We start from the raw sequence: 18860 nt of genomic DNA on the forward strand, positions 1-18860 counted from the left end.
CTATTCCGCAGCCAGAGGCTGGTCACCGCTATCCGGCGCGTTCGCGTCGCCGGGTGCCGTCTGGCAGTTCATATCAGGGAACGCCACGATGCGCTTGCCGGAGAAATCCGTATGCACGACGACGATCCCCTGCTCCTCGAAATAACCGAGCAGACGGCGGGCGCGGCGGGCGGAATGGGTGCCATAGGCGCGGGCGATGCGCGCATCCGACGGGCACGCTTCCCCGCAGACGGCCGCCTTGGCGAGCATCAGGAAGACGCCTTGCAGGTCATCGGTGACGCCTGCCGACAACGACAGCGCCGTTGCCCACTCATCGCTCGCAGCTGTTGTCGCATCGACGCCGGAGCGCGAGATCGCCACGCGCCGGCGGAAATCCGGCAGCGCAATCGGCGGCCCCGGCACGCGGCGCATGCGGAGCCGGACGAGGAAGTCCTGATAAAGCACGGAATCGGTGCGGAAGGCCGATGCGGGATCGTCGAGTATTTCGGCAAGCACGCCGGCAAGGCGCTCCTCCCGCTCCTCTGGCGAAATCTCCGCCTGGCTCGCCCTCGCCTCGACAGGCGCTGGGGATGCCGCCGGCGTCGAGCGTGAGAGTTCGGCCAGGATATCCGTCGTCGGCCGGGGCGCCGGCGGAGCACGGCGCACGAGCGGACGCTGGAATTCTTCCGGATCCGGCGTGAAGATCAGGTCTTCGACATCCTGCGGTGCGTCCGGCAATGGCATCAGCTTCGGGCTGGAGGAACGCGCCGAGGTCTCCACCGCGCCGATCTGGATCGGCAGCGGCCGACGCGACAAGGCTGGTCCGAGGGCAACGAAATTGCCGCGCTTCAGGTCACGGAACATTTCGGCCTGGCGCCGATCCATGCCGAGCAGGTCGGCGGCGCGCGCCATGTCGATATCGAGGAAGGTGCGGCCCATCAGGAAGTTCGAGGCTTCGGCCGCGACGTTCTTGGCGAGCTTGGCAAGCCGCTGCGTCGCGATCACGCCGGCAAGGCCGCGTTTGCGGCCGCGGCACATCAGGTTGGTCATCGCGCCGAGCGACATCTTGCGCGCATCTTCCGAGACATCACCGCCGACGGAGGGCGCAAACATCTGCGCTTCGTCCACGACGACGAGGACCGGATACCAATATTCGCGATCGGCATCGAACATGCCGTTGAGGAAGGCGGCGGCGGCGCGCATCTGCTGCTCGATATCGAGCCCTTCGAGCGTCAGAACGCAGGAAACGCGATGCTGGCGGATACGGTTGGCAATGCCGGCCAATTCCGCCTCGGTGCGCTCGCCATCGACGACGACATGGCCGAACCGGTCGCTGAGAGTGACGAAATCACCCTCGGGATCGATGATGACCTGCTGCACCCATTGGGCGGATTGCTCTAGCAGCCGGCGCAGGAGATGCGACTTGCCGGAGCCGGAATTGCCCTGCACGAGCAGACGGGTCGCCAGCAACTCCTCGATATCGAGTGTCGCCGGAGCGCCGGACGCCAATCCCATATCGATGCCAACCTGCAATGCTGATCCTCGCGGCGAAGAGACTCACATGAACGAAGCGCCATTCTTCCGAAACGGCACCGCCCCGTCTATCAAAGAATGCACTGTTTTTCAGGGCCGGATTTCGCCAACCCACAGGACAATTCCTTCACGCTCTGAGGCCAAACCCCTGCATCAATCGCCGCGTGGCAAAATCGGGATTGCCTGACGTAAAGACGGCAAAATCGAAATTGTCGGGATGTACGGCATCGGCAACCAGCGGCACGAGCGTCCGGGCGCGCCGGGCAATCGCCTCGGCCGGATCGAGCCAATCGACCGGCCAGGGCGCAAGCCGGCGGAAAAGATTGGCCATGAAAGGATAGTGCGTGCAGGCAAGCACGACGATATCGGTCTTGTGGCCGTCCTTCTCGACGAAGCACTGGTCGATCTCGGCAAGCACCGCCTCGTCGGAGACGGTGTCACCGCGAATATAGGCTTCGGCCATGCGCGCAAGGTTTTCCGAGCCGACGAGCCGCACGTGGCATTGCTGCGCAAAGGACTGGATGAGGTCGCGCGTATAAGCGCGCTTCACGGTACCCGGCGTTGCCAGCACCGAGACCAGGCCCGAGCGTGTGCGCTCCGCCGCCGGCTTGATCGCTGGAACGGTGCCGACGAAGGTCATCTGGGGAAAGGCGCCGCGCAGGTCAGCGCCAACCAGCGTGAAGGCGGTGTTGCAGGCAATGATGCAGATTTCGGGATCGTGCTCCTGAAGCAGCTTGCCAAAGAGCCCGATGATGCGCTCTTTCAGCGCCTGCTCTTCCCAGCCGCCATAGGGAAAGCCCGCATCGTCAGCGACATAGATGAAGCCGCGCTCCGGCATCAGCACGCGCGCCTCACGCAACACGGTCAGCCCGCCTATGCCTGAATCGAAGACGAGGACGGGTTTCAGCTCATTGGTCGGCGCTGTCATCGGTTGGCGCTTCCTTGCCGGATCTGGTGAAACCGCCTTTGCGCGGACTGTTACGCGAAAAGCGATCGAGGGAGGAGATGACGCCGCGCAGCACGCTGATTTCCTGCTCCGTGAAGGCACGGCGGGAGAGAACAGCGCGAAGGTTGTCCACCATTTTCGGCTTTTTCGAGGGCGGATGGAAATAGTTGCGCGAATCGAGCGCTTCTTCCAGCTGGTCGAACAGGCCGAAGAGCTGCTCCTTGGTGGAAGGCCGCTGATCGAGCGCCTGGAACGGCACGGCTTCCAGATCTTCCATGCCGGATTTCATCCATTCATAGGACATCAGAAGCACGGCTTGCGCAATGTTCAGCGAGGCGAAGGCGGGATTGACCGGGAAGGTCACGATCTCGTCAGCCAGCGCCACTTCCTCATTGGTCAGGCCCCAACGCTCGCGGCCGAAGAGAATGCCCGTTGCCTCGCCTGCCCGGAACCTTGTGCGCAGCGTTTGCGCGGCAAAGACCGGGGAGCGCACCGGCTTGTAGTTGTCGCGGCTGCGTGCTGTCGTCGCATAGACGAAATTGAGGTCGGCGATCGCCTGCTCCAGGGTATCATAGACTTTGGTTGCCTCGATCACGTGATCGGCCTTGGAAGCCGTCGCCTGCGCCTTCTCGTTCGGCCAGCCGTCGCGCGGATTGACGAGGCGCAGTTCCGCCAGGCCAAAATTCGCCATGGCGCGCGCCACCATGCCGATATTCTCGCCCATCTGCGGCTCGACCAGAATGATGGCAGGCCCTTCGGCCAGAAGTTGACGCTCGCTGTTCGTGCCTGCCATGGTCTTATCCCTGTTTCGAGCGCGCAATAGCCTCGCCCGGCGCAAACGGCAAGGTGTCGGCCCACGGATAGAGCCTTTCCAGCGCCGAACCGATCATTTCGAGCCCCACCCTGGCGCCCTCGCGCGACACCGGCAGGTGCCGTCCTGTCGTCCGCGATGCCTTGCGCTCAATGACGAAACAGGTCGAGCCGCGCGGGGCCGCATCGTCGATCAGCGCCAGATCCGCCGCGATCAATCGTTTCTGGTCATCGTCGACGGCTGGCGCGTCGTAACTCTTCGCCAGGATGCGCGACCAATAGGTGCAGGAGAGGAATATCGCCAGCGTCTGGCGGATCTGGCCCGGCCGCGTCACCACCGACCAGGAAGAGCCGAGGGGCCGGGCCGCCACCGTCACGTCGCGGTAGCAGGCATCGATCTTCTGCGACAGTGCGATCAGCTCGAAGCCGCGCTTGCCCTCGCCGATAGCGCCGAGCAGATCGCGCAGCGCCTGGAACCAGCGTGCGAGTGCTGCGTCGAGAGCGCCGCGCGTACGCGCCGGAAACACCACGAAGGCGACCGCCGTTCCGGCCGCGGCCCCGATCATGGTCTCCCCGATGCGCAACTTCAGGAGATCGAGCGTCAGCACGCCGGTCATGCCGTAGACCAGGCAGAGCACGATCGAGATGAAGAAGGTCATCGTCGCATAGGAAACCTGCAGGAAATAGAAAGCGAGGAAGATGCAGACGACCGCGACCGGAATGGCAATCGCCTGTTCACCCGAAATCAGCGTCGCGAGCACCAGGCCGATGGCGATGCCGAACACGGTGCCGAGCGAGCGTGACAACGCCTTCATCGCCGTATCGCCGCGCGAATTGGTGTTGGTGAAGACGAGGAAAGAGGCAAGTACGGCCCAGAACCAGCGCTCGCGCGACAGGAGCAGGCCGAAGCTCATGGCGATCGCCGAAGCGAGCGTGATCTGCAACGCCGAACGCAGCAGCGGGTTGGCAAAGGAGAAGTCGATCGGCTGGGGCGGCGCCGTGTCCTCGAAAACCTCGATGCCCGAGAAGCCAGAGGCCTCTCCCTTGACGATCGCCTCGGTCAGCTGCTGCCGCGCCTCGCCGAGCCAGAGAAGCGCCCGCACGGTTTCGCCCTGCGGCTCATCCTTGATGGTCTCGGCCATGCCCTCATATCTTGCAAGCTCCGCCGCATCCGCCTCGATCGCGGCGTGGACGAGCCCGAAGGGCGGCGGGCTCTGGAAGCTCAGCACGATGGCGCTCTCGGCGGCAAGATGCGCATCGAAGAGCCGGATCGCCAGTTCCGCGGCGGGATCGGCGGCACCGTCGAAGACACCGGCGGGTGGGCGCGGGATGAAGGTTTCGGCCATCAGCACCACTTCCTTCAGCCGCTCTTCCAGCTGGCGCAGCTCCTGCCGGTCGGCATCGCCGATAGCACCGCTGCCGGCAAGGGCTGCGAGCTTGAAGAGGATCTGGTTGATCCGTCCCCGCACGCTTTCGAGCGAGCGCAGCAGATCGCGCCGCCAATCATCGGGCAGGAGAACCGCCCTCACCACATGGCCGACGAGTACCGCGACAACGGGGCCGACCGCCACGGCAGGCAATTCGGCAAGCGACGGCCGGAAATAGGCACCCATGAAATAGGAGGTGAAGGCGAACATGCCGATCGCAAAGCCGCGCGGCCCGAACACGCGGCCCGCCGATGCAAGCAGGATGATCAGAAGGAAGACCAGATCCGAGAGAAAGCGGCGATCCTCGAGCCCAGCGGCGATGCCGACGACGGCAAGGCTTACGGCGCAGCCGAAGAGCCGCGTCACCAGCTGGCGCGCATTGCCCTTGTCGCGCACCGCCACTCCGCCTTCGATCGACAATACGATGCCGAGGCCGAAGGCTGCGGCCGGCAAGGGCCAGATAACGGATTTGATGGCAAGCAGGATCAGAAACGAGAGAACGATCGTCAGCGTCACCCGCGTCGCCATGCGCAGGCGCGAAAGCGCCGGATCGTTGGCAAGCAGCCAGTCGCGGAACTGAAAACCGGAAAACAGATGCATGATCCCCTCATGCCATGGAAGGATCGATAGATACCGCCGCGCGAGCGGAAATCAAACTGCCGGCGACATCCTCCCCGATGCCGATCGGATGCCGTGCGCCTACTGGCCCTTGGCAATCAGCCCCATGGTTTCCTTGAGCGAGGTCGGCCCTTTCCCCTCTTCACCCTGGATCATGATGTCATCGATGACGGATTTATCGTTCTCCTCGATCACCTCGAAACGCACGGTCGTGACGTCATCTTTGTTGGCTGCGCCTTCCATGCAGGTGGCTGCCTTGAATTTCACCGTCACCTCCGTCGTGCCGTTTGCCGGCTGGCCGCTTTCGATGGAGAGGTCCTGCAGCGGGCAGGCATCCTGGCCATTGACGATCACGTCATAGTCGAAGGGCGAAATGCCGTCCTCGTCGGCCGCGGGGTTCTGGGCGGCTGCCTTGTACTTGTCGCCGAAGTCCTTGCTGTAGAGCCGGCCGAGCATGCTCTCTTCGAAAATATCGATCCAGTCGCTGGCGTCGCTCGCCCAGTTCTTCTGCGTGTCCTGCATAATTTCCTTGACCGGTACAGTCGCATCGGCCGCAAGCGAAAGGCCAGGTGCGAAAGACACGGCGGCAACGAGGCCGGCGAGAACGGCGATCTTCTTCATGGCAAAATGTCCGGGACTCGGGGCAGGCTTATGCCGCGGAGGGTAGCCATTTTCCGGCACTTGGCAATGGCGGCAAAAACGTCACGTCCCTGCCCGTTGCAGCTTTGCGTTCCCTGCTCACAATGCTATAGCGCTCCGGATTACATCACCCAGCCGGGACAACCCTTCCCTTCCAAGCTTACGAGGCAGATACATGAAGAAGATCAAGGTCGCCAATCCCGTCGCCGATCTCGACGGCGATGAAATGACACGCATCATCTGGCAGCTTATCAAGGACAAGCTGATCCATCCGTATCTCGACCTCGACATCGACTACTACGACCTCTCGGTCGAAAACCGCGACGCCACCAACGACCAGGTCACGGTCGATGCCGCCAACGCCATCAAGAAGTACGGCGTCGGCATCAAGTGCGCGACGATCACGCCGGACGAAGCCCGCGTCAAGGAATTCAACCTCAAGGAAATGTGGAAGAGCCCGAACGGCACGATCCGCAACATCCTCGGCGGCGTCATCTTCCGTGAGCCGATCATTTGCCGCAACGTTCCCCGCCTCGTTCCCGGCTGGACGCAGCCGATCGTCGTCGGCCGTCACGCTTTCGGCGACCAGTACCGCGCCACCGACTTCAAATTCCCCGGCAAGGGCAAACTGACGATCAAGTTCGTCGGCGAAGACGGCACCGTCATCGAGAAGGAAGTCTTCAACGCTCCGGGCGCCGGCGTCGCCATGGCCATGTACAACCTCGATGAATCGATCCGCGAATTCGCCCGCGCTTCGATGATGTACGGCCTGATGCGCAAGTGGCCGGTCTACCTGTCGACCAAGAACACCATCCTCAAGGCCTATGACGGCCGCTTCAAGGACATCTTCGAAGAAGTCTACGACACCGAATTCAAGGATCAGTTCAAGGAAGCCGGCATCACCTACGAACACCGCCTGATCGACGACATGGTCGCTTCGGCGCTCAAGTGGTCCGGCGGTTACGTCTGGGCCTGCAAGAACTATGACGGCGACGTTCAGTCCGATACCGTTGCCCAGGGCTTTGGCTCGCTCGGCCTGATGACCTCGGTTCTGCTCACGCCCGACGGCAAGACGGTTGAAGCCGAAGCCGCTCACGGCACGGTCACCCGCCACTATCGCCAGCACCAGAAGGGCCAGGAAACCTCGACGAACTCGATCGCCTCGATCTTCGCCTGGACCCGCGGCCTCGCGCACCGCGCCAAGCTCGACGACAATGCCGAGCTCGCCCGCTTCGCCTCGACGCTGGAAAAGGTCTGCGTCGACACCGTCGAATCCGGTTTCATGACCAAGGACCTGGCGCTGCTCATCGGCCCCGATCAGCCGTGGCTCTCGACCACCGCCTTCCTCGACAAGATCGATCAGAACCTGCAGAAGGCCATGGCGTAATCAGGTCTTTTCGGAATAGCATTGAAACGGCGGGGATTTCCCCGCCGTTTTCATTTTGGGAGAACAGCAAATGACGGCGACCGTGCGCCCGCTCCAACCCTCTGACTACGCGGCCTGGGAACCCTTATGGGCTGCCTACCAGCGTTTCTACGAAGTGGTGATCCCCGCCGAGACGACCGATCTTACCTGGGCTCGCTTCCACATTGCAGATGAACCGATGCATGCGCTCGGCGCCTTCGACGAAGACGGCCGCCTCGTCGGCATCGTGCACGCCATCTTCCATCGGTCCTGCTGGCTGCCGCAATGGACCTGCTATCTCCAAGATCTCTATGTCGAGGACAGTCGACGCGGGCTCGGCACCGGCGCAGCACTGATCGAGGCCGTCGCCGGGATCGCCCGGCAAAACGGTGCCGGCAGGCTCTATTGGATGACGCATGAAAGCAATGCGACGGCCCGGCGCCTTTATGACAAGATCGCCGAACGCTCGGGCTTCATCCAATACCGCAAGGCGCTTTAGGCAGCAGGGTTGCAGAAACGCCAGCCCGCACTATTGATTCCGGGAAACGAGGAGGATGTCATGACTGAAGAACTGGTATTCTATACCAACCCCATGTCGCGCGGCCGCATCGCGCGCTGGATGCTGGAGGAGATCGGCCAGCCCTATCGCACCGAACTCTTGACCTTCGGCGAAACCATGAAGGCGCCGGAATATCTCCGGGTCAATCCGATGGGCAAGGTGCCGGCGATCCGCCACGGTGATACCATCGTGACCGAATGCGCGGCGATCTGCGCCTATCTTGCCGAGACTTTTCCGGAAAAGGGCCTGGCGCCAAGGCCGGAGGAACGCGCCCGTTATTACCGCTGGATGTTCTTTGCCGCCGGCCCGCTCGAATCGGCGGTGACGATGAAGGCACTCGGCTTTGAAATTCCCGCGGAACGCCTGCGCATGGCCGGCTGCGGCGGTTTCGGCGACGTCATGAACACGCTCGAGATGGCCGTCTCCCAATCGGCCTATGTCACCGGCGAACGCTTCACCGCCGCCGACGTTTATGTCGGCGCCCATATCGGCTGGGGCCTCGGCTTCGGCAGCATCGAAAAGCGCCAGGCCTTCATCGACTATTTCGACCGCGTCAGCGAGCGCGAGGCCTATAAGCGCGCAAACGCACTGGACGACGAAGCCGGCAAGACGATGCAGGCCGCCTGACCCTCAACCCGGCGCGGCGGCCAGACCACCGCGTCGGGGATGTCGGCCGTCAGGCGAGCGGCATATGAATGTCCGTCATCAGTTCGGTCGGCGGCACCTCGCGCGGGTTGTTGAGATATTCCTCGAACATGACACTGTCCTTCAGTTGCCGCCCCGATTTGGGCAGCCATTCCGCATAAAGCCAGTGATAGGCCTTGTGCATATCCGCATAGGGACCCTTGTGGCGCAGCACGGCATATTCGCCGCCATCGATCCTGCGTCGTTCGAACGGCGCCTCCGTGGGAAGCTCGGAAGTGCCGGTGACGCAGGCGACTGAGCGCAGCTTTTCGGCCGGCACGATGTCCGGGTCATCGAGATAGACGCCGATCATCCGCATGTCGGGCCTTGCGAGGCCGCGGGCGTAAAGCGTTCCGAACAAGGTCTCGAAGGCTTTGCCGATCTGCATATAGGAACCGGTATGGGCAACACCGATCAGCTCGGTCGGCCCGATCTCGCGTATGGTCACGTCGAACATGGCTTTGGTCTTTCCGTTAGGTGAGGGTTCGAAGGCTGTATGGCTTCCCTCTTTCCGGTAGCGGGCCGGCGGCATGCCGTAGACCGATTTGAAGATGCGATTGAAGGATTGGAGATTGGGATAGCCCGATCGCTTTGCAATCTCGCCGACGGCAAGCTCCGTGCCGACGATCTCGCCCGCCGCGCGATGCAGCCGCAGCCGCTTGACGGTAGCCGCCAGCGTCTCGCCATAGATCGCCCGATAGATCCTGTGCCAGTGATAGCTCGACAGACAGGCGATTTCGGCCAGGCGCTCCATATCCAGCTCCTCATCGAGGTGGTCGTGAATATAGGCCGAAACCCGTCTCAGACGGCTTTCGTAAAGTGCCCATGCCGTTTCGCCGTTCATGTCAAACCTCGCGCAAATCGATCGACTGGAAAGAACCATATTCCGATTTGACAAATCCTGCGCACTTGCGCGGTCCGGAGCGCCAACGCTATGTCATCGCCCGTAAGCGGCAGAGAAAAGCGTCGCCATATGTCGGCTACGCCGCCTCCCCTCCCTCATTCCTGTGCTCGTCACAGGAATCCAGCCACGGCGCGTCTGCGCCGTGAATGAATCAGCACCTAAAGAAAAGAGTCCTTCGCGCCCAAGGACTTGGGCGCACTGGATTCCTGTGACATCCCTCGGGCAAAGCCCTGAGGTCACAGGAATGATGTAGCTTGGGCGGAAGCCGAGCTGCCGCCTTTTCGAAACTGCGGAATGGACGGCAGGTCAGCCCGCAAGTGCCGCTGCAACAGCCTCAAGCGCCTCATCAGCCTTGGCGCCATCAGGGCCGCCGGCCTGCGCCATGTCGGGACGACCGCCGCCGCCCTTGCCGCCGAGAGCGGCCGAAGCGACACGGACGAGATCGACGGCGCTGAAGCGCTGCACCAGATCCGGTGTCACCGCGACAACAGCACTTGCCTTGCCATCCTCGGACACGCCGATGAGCGTCACGACGCCGGAGCCGATACTGGCTTTGCCGTCATCGGCCAGACCCTTGAGGTCCTTCGGATCGACGCCGGCCACGGCCTTACCGAGGAACTTCACTCCGGCGACCTCGCGCACGGCATCGGCAGAACCGCCCTGCCCGCCGCCCATGGCAAGCTTGCGCTTGGCGTCGGCCAGTTCCTTTTCGAGCTTGCGGCGCTCGTCCATCAGCGCTTCGACGCGCGACAGAACTTCCGAAGGCTGAACTTTCAGCGAGGCAGCGAGCGTCTTCACGCGCTCGTCCTGCTCGGCGAGATATTCGCGCGCCGATTCACCGGTCACCGCTTCGATACGGCGCACCCCTGCACCGACGGCGCTTTCGCCGAGGATACGCACGAGGCCGATCTGACCGGTGGCCGACACATGCGTGCCGCCGCAAAGCTCGACCGAGTAAGGCTTGTTGCTCTTTGCGCCATGAAGGCCTGTGCCCATCGACACGACACGCACTTCATCGCCGTACTTCTCGCCGAACAGCGCCATGGCGCCTTCGGCGATGGCGTCGTCAACGCTCATCAGGCGGGTCGTGACCGGCGCATTCTGCAGCACGATCTCATTGGCCATGTCCTCGACGATCTTCAGTTCTTCCGCAGACATCGGCTTCGGATGCGACACGTCGAAACGCAGGCGCTCGGGCGCGACCAGCGAACCCTTCTGGGCGACATGGGTACCGAGCACCTCACGCATCGCCTCATGCAGCAGATGGGTTGCAGAATGGTTGGCGCGCAGGCGCGAACGGCGGACATGATCGACCGTCAACACAACAGCGTCGCCGGCCTTGAACACGCCTTCGATCACGGTTCCGGAATGCACGAAGAGGCCTTCGCCCTTCTTCTGCGTATCCGATATCTCGATCTTGCCGTGGTCGGAGGAGATCACGCCGGTATCGCCCATCTGGCCGCCGGATTCGCCATAGAACGGCGTCTGGTTGACGACGATCTGTACCTTGTCGCCGGCCTTGGTCTCGGTCGCAACCGCCCCATCCCGAACGATCGCCTGGACAACGCCTTCGGCGGTCTCCGTGTCGTAACCGAGGAATTCGGTGGCGCCGTGCTTTTCCCTAAGTTCGAACCAGACGGTTTCCGTTGCCTTCTCGCCGGAGCCGGCCCAATGCGAACGGGCTTCGGCCTTCTGGCGCTGCATCGCATCGGTAAAGCCCGATATATCGACGCCGATTTCACGGGCGCGCAGCGCATCCTGCGTCAGGTCGAGCGGGAAACCGTAGGTATCGTAGAGCTTGAAAGCCGTCTCGCCATCGAGCATGTCGCCCTTGGAAAGGTCGGCGGTCGCGTCGGATAGAAGCGACAGGCCGCGTTCCAGCGTCTTGCGGAAGCGGTTTTCCTCGAGCTTCAGCGTCTCGGAGATCAGCGCTTCGGCACGCACGAGCTCCGGATAGGCCCTGCCCATCTGCTGCACCAGCGTCGGCAGAAGCTTGTAGATCAACGGCTCCTTGGCGCCGAGAAGCTGGGCATGGCGCATGGCGCGGCGCATGATACGACGCAACACGTAGCCACGGCCTTCATTCGACGGCAGAACGCCATCGGCAATCAGGAAGGCGGACGAGCGCAGGTGATCGGCGATGACGCGATGGCTGGCACTGCCCGCGGCCTTGACGCCGACGGCATCCTCGATCGCGCCGGTCAGCGTGCGGAACAGGTCGGTGTCGAAAACGCTCTGGACGCCCTGGAGAATGCAGGCCATGCGCTCCAGACCCATGCCGGTATCGATCGACGGACGCGGCAGCGGGTTGCGCACGCCGGGCTCGGTCTGCTCGAACTGCATGAAGACGAGGTTCCAGAATTCCAGGAACCGGTCGCCATCTTCCTCAGGCGAACCGGGAGGGCCGCCCCAGACGTTCTCGCCCTGGTCGATGAAGATTTCAGAGCAAGGGCCGCAGGGGCCGGTATCGCCCATCTGCCAGAAATTGTCGGAGGTCGGGATGCGGATGATCTTGTCGTCGGAGAAGCCGGCGATCTTCTTCCACAGCGCCGCTGCTTCTTCGTCTTCGGAATAGACGGTCACCAACAGGCGATGCTTCGGCAGGTCGAACCCCTCGGTCACGAGCTTCCAGGCAAGCTCGATCGCATTCTCCTTGAAATAGTCGCCAAAGGAGAAGTTGCCGAGCATTTCGAAGAAGGTCAGGTGACGCGCGGTATAACCGACATTGTCGAGGTCGTTATGCTTGCCGCCGGCGCGCACGCACTTCTGCGAAGTCGTCGCCGTGGAATAGGGACGCTTTTCCAGGCCGGTAAAGACGTTCTTGAACTGCACCATGCCGGCATTGGTGAACATCAGCGTCGGGTCGTTGCGCGGCACGAGCGGGCTAGACGGAACGATCTCGTGGCCGTTCTTCTTGAAATAGTCGAGGAAGGTCGACCGGATATCGTTCACGCCGCTCATTCTATGCCCTTCAATGCTGCCCAAGGCGGATAAATACAAATCCATCGGCTTTTAACGTTCGCCTCCGCCACTGTCCAGCCGACAAACAAAACCGGCCGCATTCTGATCAGGGAATGCGGCCGGTCTGACTTTCAAATGGACTGGCAGACGAACTGAGCGCGAAAATTACATTTCCGCCGCGTCATCGCCGTCATTGGCATCCGGTCCGCCGTTCTGCAGGAAGCGGTCGGCGATCAGGCCGGCATTCTGGCGCAGCGACAGCTCGATCTCGCGGGCGAGATCCGGATTGTCGCGCAGGAAGGTCTTGGCGTTTTCACGGCCCTGACCGAGACGCTGGCTGTTATAGGAGAACCAGGCGCCCGACTTCTCGACGATGCCGGCCTTGACGCCGAGATCGACGAGTTCGCCGGTCTTGGAAACGCCCTCGCCATACATGATGTCGAATTCGACCTGCTTGAAGGGAGGCGCCATCTTGTTCTTGACGACCTTGACGCGGGTCTGGTTGCCGATCACCTCTTCGCGTTCCTTGACCGCGCCGATGCGGCGAATGTCGAGGCGGACGGAAGCATAGAATTTCAGCGCGTTGCCACCCGTCGTCGTTTCCGGCGAACCGAACATGACGCCGATCTTCATGCGGATCTGGTTGATGAAGATCACCATGCAGTTCGACTTGGAGATCGAGGCGGTGAGCTTGCGCAGCGCCTGGCTCATCAGGCGGGCCTGCAGGCCGGGAAGGCTGTCGCCCATTTCGCCTTCGATTTCAGCGCGCGGCGTCAGCGCAGCGACCGAGTCGACGACCAGAACGTCGACGGCACCGGAGCGCACCAGCGTATCGGTGATTTCGAGCGCCTGTTCGCCGGTGTCGGGCTGCGAGATCAGCAGGTTCTGCAGATCGACGCCGAGCTTGCGGGCATAGACCGGATCGAGAGCGTGTTCGGCGTCGACGAAGGCGCAGATGCCGCCCTTCTTCTGCGCTTCCGCAATGGTCTGCAACGCGAGCGTCGTCTTACCGGAGCTTTCCGGCCCGTAGATTTCAATGATACGCCCCTTCGGCAGGCCGCCGATGCCGAGCGCGATATCGAGGCCGAGCGAGCCCGTCGAAACCGTCTCGATCTCGACGACGTTCTCGTTGGAGCCGAGTTTCATGATCGAGCCCTTGCCGAACGACCGCTCTATCTGTGAGAGTGCCGCTTCAAGCGCCTTGCTTTTGTCCACCGATTTGTCCTCTACCAGCCGCAATGAATTCTGAGACATCCGATCCACCTTTAGGTTATTGAAGCCGCTCAAGCAATGTCGAGTTTGTACCCTATTTGTTCCACTCCCGCAATAGGCGATCAAACAATTGAAAGAAAAAGGTAAAACGGTTCGTGTTCTATATTTGTTTTATCGATGCAAAGCAAAGGCTTAAGCCGTCAAAACCGGCTCCGGCGGAACGGTGCTCTCCCGGTCGATTCGCTCCTTCGGCGCCAGGAGAGCAGCTGAAATGAAGAAAAAGATTCTCGTTCTCGGCGGCGCCCATATCGATCGGCGCGGCCGTATTTCCGGCGAGACGGCGCCAGGCACCAGCAATCCCGGCACATGGTTCGAGGAACCGGGCGGCGGCGGCTTCAACGCCGCGCGCAATCTCGCAAGGCTCGGCTTTCAAGTGACGATGATCTCGCCGCGCGGCGGCGACGCTACCGGCGAGATGGTCGGTGAAGCCGCCGATTTCGCCGGCGTCGATGACCGCCCCTTCGTTTTCCTCGACCGCAAGACGCCGAGTTACACGGCGATCATCGAGAAGGACGGCAACCTCGTCATCGCCCTTGCCGACATGGAACTCTACCGTTTCTTCGTGCCGCGCCGGCTCTCCATCCGCTGGGTGCGGGAAGCCTTCGCCGCCCATGATTTCATCCTTTTCGATGCCAACCTGCCGGAAGAGACGATCTCGGCAATCGTCGCGAAGGCGCGCTCCCTCGCAAAACCCGTCGCGGCGATCGCGATCTCGCCGGCCAAGGTTGTCAGGCTGAAACCCTGCATCGAGGATATCGACTATCTGTTCCTGAACGAGGCCGAAGCCGCTGCTCTTACCGGCGGACAGCCGGAGGATGTGGGCGATTGGCCGCCGCTCCTGAACGAAATCGGCATCCGAAACGCCGTCGTCACCCGCGGCCGGCGCGAGCTGGTTGCGATTTGTGAGGGCCGCGCCGTGACGCTGCAGCCGCCGATCGCCGAGACCGTCGCCGACGTCACGGGCGCCGGAGATTCCCTTGCCGCCGGCACACTCGCCGCCTTGATGTCAGGCTTGCCGCTCGCGGAGGCTGTTCGCCACGGCGCGGCAGCAGCAGTGCTGACCGTGCAGTCGCGGCACGCCGTCAATGAAAATCTGACGCCGGTTCTCCTGAATGAGGCGCTTGCCCTTGTTCCCGAGGCCAGAATTCTGCATTGAAGCGGCTGAATTAAAGAGTTGAGCATGACGCCGTTCGAAACCCGCCCGGCTTTTCGGTATCATGCTCTGCCGATCACAGGAAAAGATCATGACCAAGCCCATCTCTCCTCTTCTGCCGATCGCCTATTCGAAGGAAGTCGCCAGCGCCAAGCAGCGCGGCGCGCCGCTGGTGGCGCTGGAATCGACCATCATCACCCACGGCATGCCCTACCCCGGCAATATCGAGATGGCCCGCAGCGTCGAGACGATCATCCGCGAACAGGGCGCCGTCCCGGCAACGATCGCCGTCATCCACGGCACCTTGCATATCGGCCTTGAATCCGCCGAACTGGAGCAGCTCGCCAAGGCGACTGATGTGATGAAGGTGTCGCGCGCTGACCTCGCCTTCGCGATCGCCGAGCGCCGCACCGGCGCCACCACGGTCGCGGCGACGATGATCGCTGCCGCCCGCGCCGGCATCCGCGTCTTTGCCACCGGCGGCATCGGCGGCGTGCATCGCGGCGCCGAGGAAAGCTTCGATATATCGGCCGATCTGGAAGAATTGGCGCGCACCGGCGTCATCGTCGTCTGCGCCGGCGCCAAGGCAATCCTCGACATTCCGAAGACGCTGGAAGTGCTGGAAACCCGCGGCGTACCCGTCGTCACCTACGAAAGCGAAGAATTCCCCGCCTTCTGGTCGCGCTCCTCGGGCATCCCAAGCCCGCTGTCGCTGAACAGCCCGGCGGCCATCGCCAATTTCCAGACCGTGCGCGATCAGCTCGGCATCGATGGCGGCATGCTCGTCGCCAATCCGGTGCCCGAAGCCGACGAGATCGCGCGCGAGGAAATGGAAATCTATATCGAGCGGGCACTTGATAGCGCCGAGCGCGACGAAATCACCGGCAAGGCGGTGACGCCCTATCTCCTGAGCACGATCTTCGATCTGACGGACGGCCAGAGCCTGAAGACGAATATTGCATTGGTGGAGAACAATGCCCGGCTTGCGGCGGAGATTGCCGTGGCGCTGGGCGAGTAATTTTTGACGGGCGGGCTGGTCCGGCCATACAGATAGATAGTGCCGTGTAACACCCCCTCTGTCCTGCCGGACATCTCCCCCACAAGGAGGGAGATCGGCTGGGTGCGCGGGTTTCCCCAAACAACAAGCGTTGTCGCCCGGCAAAGCGGTAGCTGTGTGCGACGGTCAGGCCGCTTGTCGATCTCCCCCCTTGTGGGGGAGATGTCCGGCAGGACAGAGGGGGGTGCCACACAGCGCACCCTCTACTGAAACCGCCAAGCCGCAGCCCTAACTATCCAGCGTCTCTTTCACCACGACAGCAAGCTGCTTCAGCGAGAACGGCTTCGGCAAGAACCCGAATTTCGCATCCGGCGGCAGGTTGCGGGCAAACGCGTCCTCGGCATAGCCTGAAACGAAGATGAATTTCAGGTCGGGATAGTTCTTGCGCAGCTCGCGCAGCAGCGTCGGGCCGTCCATTTCGGGCATCACGACGTCGGAGACGACGATGTCGACCTTGCCGTCGAGCTCTTCCATGATGCTCAGTGCCTCGACCCCCGAGCCCGCCTCGTGCACGGTATAGCCCCGTGTTTCCAGCATGCGCTTGCCACCGCGGCGCACCGCCTCTTCATCCTCGACGAGGAGAACGACGGCCGAGCCGGTCAGGTCCTCGGGCTGCTGCGACGATACGGGCGGCGGCAGCACTTCCGTTCCGGCAATGGCGCCGTCGATCGCGCCCGCTTCCGCTGCAACGGCCGGCTCCGGAATGTGGCGCGGCAGGAAGACACGGAAGGTCGTGCCCTTGCCGACTTCGGATTCCGGCTGGATGTAACCGCCCGATTGCTTGACAATGCCATAGACCATGGCGAGGCCGAGACCGGTTCCCTTGCCGACATCCTTGGTGGTGAAGAACGGCTCGAAGATCTTGTCCATGATCTCAGGCGCAATGCCCGTGCCGTTATCGGCGACCTCGACCAGCACCATGTCCTCGGCCGGCATATAGGAATAGTTGAAGGCGGCAACGTCGGCGGCGGTCAGATTGCGGGTGCGCAGCGTCAGCGTGCCGCCCTCCGGCATGGCGTCGCGCGCATTGACGCAGAGGTTGATCAGCACCTGCTCGAATTGCGAAAGGTCCGTTTTGACCGGCCAGAGATCACGGCCATACTGCACGTCGAGTTTGACATTGGTGCCGGAGAGCAGCCGGTCGACCAGCATGCGCAGGTCGCCGACGACGTCGGTCAGGTTCAGCACCGAGGGCCGCATCGTCTGTTTGCGCGAGAAGGCGAGCAGCTGGCGCACCAGCACGGCGGCGCGATTGGCGTTGCGCTTGATCTCCATCAGGTCGGCGAAGCTCGCATCCGAGGGGCGCGCCTGCAGCAGCAGATGGTCGGAGGAAAGCAGGATCGCCGTCAGTACGTTGTTGAAGTCGTGCGCGATGCCGCCGGCAAGCGTTCCCACGGCATTCATCTTCTGCGTCTGCGCCATCTGCGCTTCCAGCGCCTTCTGCTCGGTCACCTCGACGGCATAGACGATCGCCGCTTCCTCGGGTGCCTCGTCGCTCTGGTCGATGACCGCGTTGACGTAGAAGCGGAAATAGCGCGCCTCATCGGTCGGCGTGCGGGTGTCGAGCGGCGCGATGTCGCCCTGCCGGTCCTTCGCCGCCGCCAGCGCCTCGGCCAGTTGCGGCCGGTCGCTCTCCTGCACGATGGTTTCGAGACGCGGCCGCCTTTCCAGATCGTCACGAGAGACCACACCGGAGAACAGCTTCAGGAAAGGCGCATTGGTGCGCAGGATGCGCCCGTCGCCATCGACCGAGGCGATCGCCATCGGCGTGTTGTTGAAGAAGCGGGTGAAGCGCATGGCCGCGGCCGAAGCGGAATGGCCGCTTTCGTCGCTCTTTTCGCGCGCCAGCACGATCGTCCGGCTTTCGCCGGGCGCGCCGTCGCGCATCGAAGTGACGCTGTGGATGATCTGCACCGGCAGGCTCTGGCCGTTGGTCTTGCGCAGGTCGAGATCGAGCGTCACGGTCTTTTTCAAACCCGGTTCGGCCTGCACCGACTGGATCAGCGCCAGCCCCTCGCCCGCCACGACGTCGCCGATCGTCATCGAGCCCGGCACGAACTTGGTGAGGTCGAGGCTCAGCCACTCCGCAAGCGTCGCATTCAGATAGAAGATCTCGCCCTTCCTGCCGGCGGAGAAGAATCCGGCCGGCGCATGGTCGAGATAGTCGATCGCGTTCTGCAGCTCCTTGAAGAAGCGCTCCTGATCGTCGCGCTCGGTGGTGATGTCGGTGATCTGCCAGATCTGCAGCGGCTTGCCGCCATTCTCCTCCGGCTGGAGCAGCCGCGCCTTCAGCCGGTACCAGTGTGCGCCCGAGCCGTTGCTGCCGGGGCCGACCGCGCGCAGCAGGCGGAATTCCTCGCGGCCTTCCCTTCCCTCGCGCAGGCCGTTGACCAGCCTGTAGAGCGCTTCGTTGGATTCGCGGTGACGGGAAAGCAGCGTTTCCAGCGTCTGCACCTCGGTCGCCTTGCGTGCGCCCGTCAACGCGCCATAGGCAGCGTTGGCATAAATGATCCGGCCTTTTTCGTCAGTGATCAGCGTGCCGTCGGGGTGGCTGTTCAGGAAGGCGCGCGCCAGGCTGTCGGATTGGCGCTGCGGCATCACCTCGATGAAGCCGATGACGGAAGATACCAGGAAGAAGATGCCGACCATGGCGAGCACGCCGAGACCGCCGAGCACAATCTCATTGTCGAGCGAGTGCTTGAAAACGACGAAGCCGCCGGCGGCCGCGATCAGCACGATCGCCAGGAGGAGAATGCGCAAAACCGTGCCAGAACGCCCCCCACGATCGACAAGCGGTGCGTTATAGTCGTCGGCCTGACGCGGTTTCGTCATGTATTCCTCACATAAACCCTTCCGGCTTGGTTCGTAGCACGAAGACGAAGCAGGAATCAGGCACTCTTTCCTTCTTAGCAA

The 18860-nt window shown here is 62.6% G+C and carries 14 protein-coding genes; 5 read left to right on the forward strand and 9 right to left on the reverse strand.

Translation table 11 applies throughout. The features are described 5' to 3' along the window. From QD408_RS20945 to QD408_RS20965, 5 genes are all read right to left on the reverse strand, one after another. Positions 1-1512, reverse strand: coding sequence for a helicase HerA domain-containing protein (locus tag QD408_RS20945; RefSeq protein ID WP_414140622.1), 1512 nt, complete (start codon positions 1510-1512; stop codon positions 1-3). A gap of 127 nt (positions 1513-1639) precedes the next feature. After that, positions 1640-2440 (reverse strand): glutamate racemase, encoded by an 801-nt coding sequence (gene murI / locus QD408_RS20950; RefSeq protein ID WP_414140623.1) that lies wholly within the window; start codon positions 2438-2440, stop codon positions 1640-1642. Further along, positions 2421-3251 (reverse strand): RNA methyltransferase, encoded by an 831-nt coding sequence (locus tag QD408_RS20955; protein WP_414140624.1) that lies wholly within the window; start codon positions 3249-3251, stop codon positions 2421-2423. The genes murI and QD408_RS20955 overlap by 20 nt, the downstream gene beginning before the upstream one ends. A gap of 4 nt (positions 3252-3255) precedes the next feature. Beyond that, positions 3256-5295, reverse strand: a complete 2040-nt coding sequence (locus QD408_RS20960; RefSeq protein ID WP_414140625.1) for an FUSC family protein — start codon at positions 5293-5295, stop codon at positions 3256-3258. Between the two features lie 99 nt (positions 5296-5394). Further along, positions 5395-5934, reverse strand: coding sequence for a hypothetical protein (locus tag QD408_RS20965; protein ID WP_414140626.1), 540 nt, complete (start codon positions 5932-5934; stop codon positions 5395-5397). Positions 5935-6127: 193 nt separating this feature from the next. On the opposite strand from QD408_RS20965, the gene QD408_RS20970 reads away from it, so the two are divergent. From QD408_RS20970 to QD408_RS20980, 3 genes are all read left to right on the forward strand, one after another. After that, positions 6128-7339: an NADP-dependent isocitrate dehydrogenase gene (locus QD408_RS20970; RefSeq protein WP_414140627.1), complete on the forward strand. Its 1212-nt coding sequence runs from the start codon at positions 6128-6130 to the stop codon at positions 7337-7339. A 70-nt stretch (positions 7340-7409) separates the two neighbouring features. Continuing rightward, a complete protein-coding gene (locus QD408_RS20975; RefSeq protein ID WP_414140628.1) occupies positions 7410-7856 on the forward strand; it encodes an N-acetyltransferase family protein in 447 nt (148 codons plus the stop codon). A 60-nt stretch (positions 7857-7916) separates the two neighbouring features. Continuing rightward, positions 7917-8543, forward strand: a complete 627-nt coding sequence (locus tag QD408_RS20980; RefSeq protein WP_414140629.1) for a glutathione S-transferase family protein — start codon at positions 7917-7919, stop codon at positions 8541-8543. A 49-nt stretch (positions 8544-8592) separates the two neighbouring features. Here QD408_RS20980 and QD408_RS20985 read toward each other — a convergent pair whose 3' ends face one another. The 3 genes from QD408_RS20985 to recA form a co-directional block, all read right to left on the reverse strand. Further along, positions 8593-9444 carry an AraC family transcriptional regulator gene (locus QD408_RS20985; protein ID WP_414140630.1) on the reverse strand — a complete coding sequence of 284 codons (852 nt, stop codon included), beginning with the start codon at positions 9442-9444 and terminating at the stop codon, positions 8593-8595. A gap of 366 nt (positions 9445-9810) precedes the next feature. Beyond that, positions 9811-12465 (reverse strand): alanine--tRNA ligase, encoded by a 2655-nt coding sequence (gene alaS / locus QD408_RS20990; RefSeq protein WP_414140631.1) that lies wholly within the window; start codon positions 12463-12465, stop codon positions 9811-9813. 165 nt (positions 12466-12630) lie between these two features. Further along, on the reverse strand, positions 12631-13719 hold the full coding sequence (gene recA, locus QD408_RS20995; protein WP_088681186.1) for a recombinase RecA: 1089 nt from the start codon (positions 13717-13719) through the stop codon (positions 12631-12633). Positions 13720-13948: 229 nt separating this feature from the next. Here recA and QD408_RS21000 point away from each other — a divergent pair, with 229 nt between their 5' ends. Further along, a complete protein-coding gene (locus tag QD408_RS21000) occupies positions 13949-14893 on the forward strand; it encodes a carbohydrate kinase family protein (RefSeq protein ID WP_414140632.1) in 945 nt (314 codons plus the stop codon). An 88-nt stretch (positions 14894-14981) separates the two neighbouring features. Beyond that, positions 14982-15908 carry a pseudouridine-5'-phosphate glycosidase gene (locus tag QD408_RS21005; protein ID WP_088681184.1) on the forward strand — a complete coding sequence of 309 codons (927 nt, stop codon included), beginning with the start codon at positions 14982-14984 and terminating at the stop codon, positions 15906-15908. Positions 15909-16175: 267 nt separating this feature from the next. On the opposite strand, the gene cckA is transcribed toward QD408_RS21005, so the two are convergent. Next, entirely contained in the window at positions 16176-18779 is a 2604-nt protein-coding gene (gene cckA / locus QD408_RS21010; RefSeq protein ID WP_414140633.1) for a cell cycle histidine kinase CckA, read from the reverse strand. Between the last annotated feature and the right edge of the window lie 81 nt (positions 18780-18860).

It is taken from the genome of Rhizobium sp. BR 249 (assembly GCF_047445895.1).
GTDB lineage: Bacteria > Pseudomonadota > Alphaproteobacteria > Rhizobiales > Rhizobiaceae > Rhizobium.

What these genes read in the sequence shown, in the direction of transcription:
- murI (WP_414140623.1), bottom strand. Translation starts at nt 2,440, where the DNA reads ATGACAGCGCCGACCAATGAGCTGAAACCCGTCCTCGTCTTCGATTCA.
- QD408_RS20955 (WP_414140624.1), bottom strand. Translation starts at nt 3,251, where the DNA reads ATGGCAGGCACGAACAGCGAGCGTCAACTTCTGGCCGAAGGGCCTGCC.
- QD408_RS20960 (WP_414140625.1), bottom strand. Translation starts at nt 5,295, where the DNA reads ATGCATCTGTTTTCCGGTTTTCAGTTCCGCGACTGGCTGCTTGCCAAC.
- QD408_RS20965 (WP_414140626.1), bottom strand. Translation starts at nt 5,934, where the DNA reads ATGAAGAAGATCGCCGTTCTCGCCGGCCTCGTTGCCGCCGTGTCTTTC.
- QD408_RS20970 (WP_414140627.1), top strand. Translation starts at nt 6,128, where the DNA reads ATGAAGAAGATCAAGGTCGCCAATCCCGTCGCCGATCTCGACGGCGAT.
- QD408_RS20975 (WP_414140628.1), top strand. Translation starts at nt 7,410, where the DNA reads ATGACGGCGACCGTGCGCCCGCTCCAACCCTCTGACTACGCGGCCTGG.
- QD408_RS20980 (WP_414140629.1), top strand. Translation starts at nt 7,917, where the DNA reads ATGACTGAAGAACTGGTATTCTATACCAACCCCATGTCGCGCGGCCGC.
- QD408_RS20985 (WP_414140630.1), bottom strand. Translation starts at nt 9,444, where the DNA reads ATGAACGGCGAAACGGCATGGGCACTTTACGAAAGCCGTCTGAGACGG.
- alaS (WP_414140631.1), bottom strand. Translation starts at nt 12,465, where the DNA reads ATGAGCGGCGTGAACGATATCCGGTCGACCTTCCTCGACTATTTCAAG.
- recA (WP_088681186.1), bottom strand. Translation starts at nt 13,719, where the DNA reads ATGTCTCAGAATTCATTGCGGCTGGTAGAGGACAAATCGGTGGACAAA.
- QD408_RS21000 (WP_414140632.1), top strand. Translation starts at nt 13,949, where the DNA reads ATGAAGAAAAAGATTCTCGTTCTCGGCGGCGCCCATATCGATCGGCGC.
- QD408_RS21005 (WP_088681184.1), top strand. Translation starts at nt 14,982, where the DNA reads ATGACCAAGCCCATCTCTCCTCTTCTGCCGATCGCCTATTCGAAGGAA.
- cckA (WP_414140633.1), bottom strand. Translation starts at nt 18,779, where the DNA reads ATGACGAAACCGCGTCAGGCCGACGACTATAACGCACCGCTTGTCGAT.